This window comes from Bradyrhizobium sp. sGM-13, assembly GCF_018398875.1.
Classification (GTDB): domain Bacteria; phylum Pseudomonadota; class Alphaproteobacteria; order Rhizobiales; family Xanthobacteraceae; genus Bradyrhizobium.
This window is the reverse complement of sequence record NZ_JAGWDK010000302.1, coordinates 1-269: the sequence shown is the minus strand read 5'-3', so window position 1 is coordinate 269 and position 269 is coordinate 1. Positions and strand designations below refer to the sequence as shown.

The window sequence follows — 269 nt, the reverse complement described above, 5'->3', positions numbered from 1 at the left end:
GGTCGTGACGCTGGCAATGGCGGCATTCGCCGTGCTGTTCGGCACCCGCCAGACCGACGCCACCGAGCACCAGCACGGCCTGATGCTGGCGATCGCCACCGAATCCATCGTCAAGCTGGTGGCCTTTCTCGCCGCCGGCGCTTTCGTTACCTTCTGGATGTTCACGCCCGTCGAGCTGATCGAACGCGCGATGAAAACGCCGGAGGCGGTGCGCGCCATCAGCTACGTGCCGTCGATCGGCAATTTCCTGACCATGACGCTGCTGTCGT

The 269-nt window shown here is 64.3% G+C and carries 1 protein-coding gene; it reads left to right on the top strand.

Annotated elements, in window-relative coordinates; translation table 11 throughout:
* On the top strand, window positions 1-269 hold a 269-nt coding region (locus KJQ96_RS39130; protein WP_213291234.1), incomplete at both ends, for a hypothetical protein.